Below are 6,267 nucleotides of genomic sequence, written 5' to 3' on the forward strand. Positions count from 1 at the left end.
GTTGTAATGGTGGAGATAGCGTTTTTCGTCTTCGGGATGGAGATCGTCCGCTAGATCCTGGGCATCGCCGGGGGAACCAAGGGTGGCGAGGGATAGTACCTGGGTTAAACCCCGGTTAAATAAACCACTACCATGGACCCGCCGGGGCAAAAAGCCCACTTCACAGCTAATGGGTCGCACCTGTTCGAGTTTACGGCCGTCTACCCGTACCCCTTCTTCGACAATCTGTTTACGCATTAACTTTTTGGTCAATGCTTTGTAGAGATTGCCTACTAGTTTGGGGTCTTCTTCCACACTCTGTTTGACGGGATCGGTTTCCGGCAATTCGGCGATCGCCGCTTCCACTTCACTGGCTTTAATTTCATCGAGGGCGGCGTCCCTACCATCTTTACCCAGGTCAAATTTACCAAGTACAGTGATAATTTTCTTGGCAGCTTTACTTTCGATGAACTGTTCCACCGTGGTATTGACCAAGGGAGGCTCAGAGGTGGCCAGGGTGATGCCCAAATCTGTCATCAATTCCTGCTGGGCGTTGATCAGATCCTGTACTGCTTCATAGCCAAAATCAATCGCTTCGATGATGTCCTGTTCTGGTAACTGGTTCGCTCCAGCTTCTACCATGACAATACCGGCGGGGGTACCAGCCACCACTAAGTCTAAATCTCCGTTATAGACCTCTCGATAGGTGGGGTTAATAATGAAATCATCCCCCACTAGACCTACCCGCACTGCGGCCATGGGACCTTTGAAGGGAATTTTGGCTAGAATGACCGCTACCGAAGCCCCTGTCACAGCCAAAACATCGGGGGGAACTTCCTCGTCCATGGAAAGGGTAGTGGCAACTATTTGTAGTTCATCCCTGAGCCAATGGGGAAAGAGGGGACGTAAAGGACGATCAATGAGGCGGCTAATTAATGTGGCCTTTTCTGGGGGTCGGCCTTCCCGCCGCAAAAAACCGCCCGGAATACGACCTGCGGCATAGAGTCGTCCTTCGTAGTCCACCGTTAGGGGTAGAAAATCAATGCCATCCCTTCCTTTAGCTCTGGTCGCCGTGACCAACACCGCTGTATCACCGGATTGAATGAGGACTGAACCTCCTGCTTGGGGAGCTAGGGTTCCCATTTTGAGTCTTATATCCCGTCCGTCGAAGGATATGGACTTGTCAAACTCTTGCATTTAACGTGTTTTCCTTATGTGCTATGACGTTTCTTCTTCTCAGCAGATCCTAACACCATTGACGAACCCTGGGCCGACCAAACGGCGATCGCCTGGGCATGATCCCTATCTTTGCCAGGATTCCCCCTGGCCTTAGGGCTTTTTCCGAGCTGGTTGAACTTTTTTGTTGCGCTATGGGAATAGAGAACCGTTGGTCAGATTGGGGTCTAGGGCTGACTGAGGGTAAGTAAAAAGGCCAAGTTGGACGTCGCTTTGAGAGCATGGGGCGCATTGGCCGGCATCACCACCCACACGCCTGGTTCCAGGGTAATGTTTTGGCCGTCCAAGCTCAGTTCTCCTGTGCCTTCCAGACATTGCACGACGGCGTTACGGGGAGTGCTGTGTTCTGAGATGTCGGTGCCTGTCGCTAGACAAAAAAGCGTGTACTGACAAACCCGGTCTTGGAGTAGTACTTTACTCAGGATGCCGGCCTGGGGATACTCAATGTGACTTTGTAATTGAGTGGATGATGGTTGTAGGGAAAGAATGGTGTTGACCATAAAAACCTCGAAGACAATGGTTGCAATTTGGAATTAAACTTTGGCTCTTGCTGGGGAGCAGTTCCCGCCCCATTTTTTGGTTTGGCAATAGGTACCTTACCGACCAACGGGGAGGCAAGATTACCATTCTTGATGCCAATGAGCTCACGGCGATCGCCCAACGACAAACTGAGTAAAAAGTTGGCAACTGAGTCGATTAGGCTACCGATGATTCCGGGCCGGTCAGTTGCCCCCAACGGCTGGCGGGAAAAAAGCGAAATAGGGCATGGCCGATGATGTTTTCCTGGGGTAAAAATCCCCACACATGGGAATCGTTGCTGTTGTTGCGGTTGTCCCCCATGACAAACACTTGACCTTCTGGCACCTGCACGGCGGGCAAATTATATTGGGGCGGCTCCAAAATATATTTCTCTTCCAGGGGTTGTCCATCCCGGTAGACAATGCCATTATTCACCGCTACCGTTTGCCCAGGCATGGCAATGACCCGTTTGATAAAGGCTTGATTGCCGTCGTAGCCCTGCACCTGCAACAACTCCGGCGGATGGAACACGATGATGTCCCCAACCTGGGGAGGATGGAAATGGTAGGAAATTTTCTCCACCACCAGGCGATCGCCTTGTTCGAGGGTGGGCAGCATGGAGTCGGAGGGAATGTAGCGGGGTTCCGCCACAAAGAAACGCAGTAGCAGGGCCAACAGCAGGGCCACAACGAGCAGGGGAATATTTTCCTTGATGAATTGCCAACGGGAAGAGGCGGGGGAATTTTGCATAAAAGGGAATCGAACGGGAAACGGTCCTGGGGGGAGATTGCTAGGGCTGGATAGATAGGCAAACCCTGACAGCCAGGGCAAACCTCGGTAAGCAAAGGTCACAGATCAAGCATAATCGAGGAGAGACTGCGTACCCAAACGCCGCCTGAGATTATCGATTTTCGCTTTTCAACCTTTTTTCGATCGCCCTATGGTTAGCCTTACCCCCAATCCGAGTTATAGCGTCAGCCTCCTGTTGGAGCTACCCAACCATGCCGGCACCTTGGCCAGCGTTACCCAGGCGATCGCCGATGCGGGGGGAAGTTTTGGGCAAATTTCCTTGATTGAAAGTAATCTTAAGCTCACCCGCCGGGAAATTTCCGTAGATGCTTCGAGCAGTGAGCATGCGGAAAAAATTATTGGGGCGGTGAAGGCTCTGGATAATGTCAAATTACTGAAGGTATCTGACCGCACCTTTGATTTGCATCGCCAGGGAAAAATTAGCGTTGTCAGTCGCATTCCCCTCACTTCCCAGTCGGACTTGGCCATGGCCTATACCCCTGGGGTGGGGCGCATTTGCCGGGCGATCGCCGAGGACCCGGATAAGGTTTACTCCCTGACCATCAAAAGTAATACGGTGGCGGTGGTGACCGATGGCAGTGCGGTGTTGGGATTGGGCAACCTGGGGCCAGAAGCGGCCTTGCCAGTGATGGAAGGGAAAGCAATGCTGTTCAAAGAATTTGCCCAACTAGATGCGTTTCCCATCTGTTTGGCCACCCAGGATACGGAGGAAATTATCCGCACCGTTAAGGCGATCGCCCCGGTATTTGGGGGGATTAATTTGGAAGATATTGCTGCTCCCCGCTGCTTTGAAATTGAAGCCCGCCTCAAAAAAGAATTAAATATCCCCGTATTTCACGACGATCAACATGGCACCGCCATTGTTACCCTGGCCGCCCTGTTCAATGCGCTGAAGTTTGTCGGCAAGGCCATGGCTAAGGTACGCATTGTCATCAACGGCGCTGGGGCCGCCGGGTTGGCGATCGCCGAATTACTGCAGGAATCGGGGGCAGAAAATATTTGGATCTGCGATTCCAAGGGCATTGTGGGTAAACATCGCACCGATTTAAACAGCAAAAAACAGGGCTTTGCGGTGGAGGCGGAAGGTACCCTGGCCGATGCCATGGCCGGAGCCGATGTCTTTTTAGGGGTGAGTGCGCCGGGGGTAGTGACCAGGGAAATGGTGCAATCCATGGCCAAAGATCCGATTGTGTTTGCCATGGCCAATCCCATCCCGGAAATTCAACCGGAATTAATTCAGGAGGATGCGGCGGTCATTGCCACGGGGCGCAGTGATTATCCCAACCAAATTAACAATGTGCTCGCTTTTCCGGGGGTTTTTCGGGGAGCCATTGACTGTCGGGCTAGTATCATCACCACCAGCATGTGCATTGAAGCGGCCAAGGCGATCGCCTCTTTGGTGCACAGCAACACCCTAGATAGTGAGCATATTATTCCTTCGGTTTTTGACAATCGAGTTGCCACCACCGTGGCCAGTGCGGTGCAGTTGGCCGCCCGCAGTGAGGGGGTAGCGGCCCGATAATGCCCCTGGGGTAAACCAGTCACTGCCATTACTAAGCGTTGGGATAAGGTTCAGCGCCAAGGGTTGAACATCCCCAAGCCGGCAAAAAAGAGAATAACCACACCAATTAACAGGAATAGACTAGGCACCCGCCTGAGTTTTTCCACGGATTGGTCGCTGAGCAAATGGGCTTTCAGGCACCACTGTCCTTCTTGTTCTGTCAGTTCACCGAAGACAAAAACAGGATCGTTAGTGCGCCAAAATAGTTCAGTGACGGTGAGGGAACGTCGCACCCCCAACCAGTTATCAGGGCTAATGCCATTGTTCTGCAAAAACTCCACCATCTGGGGATGATTACTCTGCCAAAGCAAGTTTTGTTGGTATTGATGTTTGGGGCCATGGTGACCCCCCAGGTCATGGATCTGCTTCAGCACAGTGTCTGGTTGCTGCTCAACTAGAAAGGAACGGCGATCGCCCCGGCGTAGAATGGCAAAATTTTCCACTCCGTAGGAACCATGGTCGAGGCGGCTAATGCTGTTTTTACCTTGTTTTTCGGTGACGATAACCCGCCAGCGGAGACAAACTTCCTGGGCAATGGGAGACCGTAAAATGACTCCTGAACCATACATTCCTTCCACATAGACCTTTTGACCCGATCGCCCCCTTTTACCGGGAGGCAGTGGTTGGTATTGAGCTAGAGCTTGGAGATAACTCCAACCCATGCGGTGAAAGAGGACGAAACCTATGGCCAGGATAATTAGCTGAAAAACGATCGCCATGGCCTATCACCGAGAATATTTTCGGTTAACCTAAGCTGAAAAATTTTGGCAGTTTCCAAAGGCATAGCATAGATTGTTAGACCAATTTTTTCCATGGCGACGATCAAATGGAGCACTATGGGCCCCGTTCCCCGATAAAAAGTAAGAGCCTCGGCGCCGAAACTAATCTGGAACGGTTAAACCCTTACTGGCCAGCCATTCCCCGTTGTAAAGACGGGATTGGTAACGGGCTCCTCCGTCACAAAGCACGGTAACAATGGTGTGCCCTGGCCCTAGCTTTTTGGCCAACTCATAGGCCGCCCCCACATTAATGCCCACGGAGCCGCCCATAAAGAGGCCATCCTGTCGTAGCAGTTGGTACACCACCCGCAACGCTTCCGGGTCATCGATTTGCACCGCATCGTCAATGGGTACATTTTCCATATTGGCGGTGATGCGACTGTTGCCAATGCCTTCAGTGATGGAATTCCCGCTGGGGTTAATTTCCCCGGTTTTAACGAAGCTATACAGGCCACTGCCCATGGGGTCCGCCACCACGCATTGCACAGCCTCAGACTGTTCCTTGAGGTACAGGGCTACCCCTGCATAGGTGCCCCCAGTACCCGTAGCTGCTACCCAGGCATCCACTTTGCCGTCCGTTTGTTGCCAAATTTCCGGGCCGGTGGTGTGGTAGTGGGCTTCACGGTTAGCCAAATTATCAAATTGATTGGCCCAGATGGCATTATCCAGTTCTGCGGCAATGCGCCCGGATAGTTTGACGTAATTGTTGGGGTCTCGGTAGGGCACCGCTGGCACTGTCCTCACTTCTGCGCCGAGGGTACGCAGTAGGTCAATTTTTTCCTGGGATTGGGTGTCGGGAATGACGATTAGGCATTTATAGCCTTTGGCATTGCAAATATGGGCCAAACCAATGCCAGTGTTGCCCGCTGTGCCTTCCACCACGGTGCCGCCTGGTTTAAGCTGGCCTTGCTTTTCCGCCGTTTCAATGATGCCTAGGGCCGCCCGGTCTTTGACGGAGCCGCCGGGGTTGAGAAATTCCGCTTTGCCTAAAATTTCACAGCCGGTTTCGTCACTGAAACTGTTGAGGCGAATCAAGGGGGTGTGGCCAATGGAGTCCACAAAGCCATGCTTAATATCCATGCTGAGTTGAGGTAGGGCGGGCAATCTGGGGTTAAAACCCTGTTAGGTTATCCTACCCCAGGGAGAATTTTCGCGGAATTGGTTGATCTGATTCAGTGCCCAATTTCAGTGATCGATAATTTGAATGCCATGGCCGATGGTGTGGGTTAACCAAAAATCCACATCGGGGTCGTTTAATTTTTCTTTGGCGATCGCCAACACCTGTTCTGCGGCCGCTTGATCCTGACAGAGGGTAAAAACGCTGGGGCCGGAGCCGGACATCATGGTGCCCAATCCCCCCGCGGACTGTAAGGCCTGGCGGAA

At 52.4% G+C, this 6,267-nt stretch carries 6 protein-coding genes and 2 pseudogenes; 2 read left to right on the forward strand and 6 right to left on the reverse strand.

Annotated elements, in window-relative coordinates; all coding sequences use genetic code 11:
* Window positions 1-1,176 (reverse strand): annotated as a pseudogene (locus tag IQ219_RS15685) (polyribonucleotide nucleotidyltransferase); the annotation flags it as partial.
* Between the two features lie 206 nt (window positions 1,177-1,382).
* A complete protein-coding gene (locus IQ219_RS15690) occupies window positions 1,383-1,715 on the reverse strand; it encodes a cupin domain-containing protein (protein WP_190597311.1) in 333 nt (110 codons plus the stop codon).
* Window positions 1,716-1,735: 20 nt separating this feature from the next.
* Between IQ219_RS15690 and IQ219_RS15695 the strand changes: the two genes are divergently transcribed.
* Window positions 1,736-1,891, forward strand: a complete 156-nt coding sequence (locus IQ219_RS15695) for a hypothetical protein (protein WP_190597310.1) — start codon at window positions 1,736-1,738, stop codon at window positions 1,889-1,891.
* A gap of 20 nt (window positions 1,892-1,911) precedes the next feature.
* Here IQ219_RS15695 and lepB read toward each other — a convergent pair whose 3' ends face one another.
* Window positions 1,912-2,484, reverse strand: a complete 573-nt coding sequence (gene lepB / locus IQ219_RS15700) for a signal peptidase I (RefSeq protein WP_190597308.1) — start codon at window positions 2,482-2,484, stop codon at window positions 1,912-1,914.
* A 190-nt stretch (window positions 2,485-2,674) separates the two neighbouring features.
* Between lepB and IQ219_RS15705 the strand changes: the two genes are divergently transcribed.
* The gene (locus IQ219_RS15705; protein ID WP_194016448.1) at window positions 2,675-4,066 is read left to right on the forward strand and encodes an NAD-dependent malic enzyme; all 1,392 of its coding nucleotides are present in this window, start codon (window positions 2,675-2,677) and stop codon (window positions 4,064-4,066) included.
* A gap of 50 nt (window positions 4,067-4,116) precedes the next feature.
* Here IQ219_RS15705 and IQ219_RS15710 read toward each other — a convergent pair whose 3' ends face one another.
* From IQ219_RS15710 to IQ219_RS15720, 3 genes and pseudogenes are all read right to left on the reverse strand, one after another.
* Window positions 4,117-4,824, reverse strand: a complete 708-nt coding sequence (locus IQ219_RS15710) for a hypothetical protein (RefSeq protein WP_194073228.1) — start codon at window positions 4,822-4,824, stop codon at window positions 4,117-4,119.
* Window positions 4,825-4,986: 162 nt separating this feature from the next.
* The gene (locus IQ219_RS15715) at window positions 4,987-5,964 is read right to left on the reverse strand and encodes a cysteine synthase A (protein WP_194073229.1); all 978 of its coding nucleotides are present in this window, start codon (window positions 5,962-5,964) and stop codon (window positions 4,987-4,989) included.
* A gap of 105 nt (window positions 5,965-6,069) precedes the next feature.
* A pseudogene (locus IQ219_RS15720) lies at window positions 6,070-6,267 on the reverse strand (4-(cytidine 5'-diphospho)-2-C-methyl-D-erythritol kinase); the annotation flags it as partial.

This window comes from Synechocystis sp. LEGE 06083 (assembly GCF_015207725.1).
In the GTDB taxonomy this organism is placed as follows: Bacteria; Cyanobacteriota; Cyanobacteriia; order Cyanobacteriales; family Microcystaceae; genus Synechocystis; species Synechocystis salina.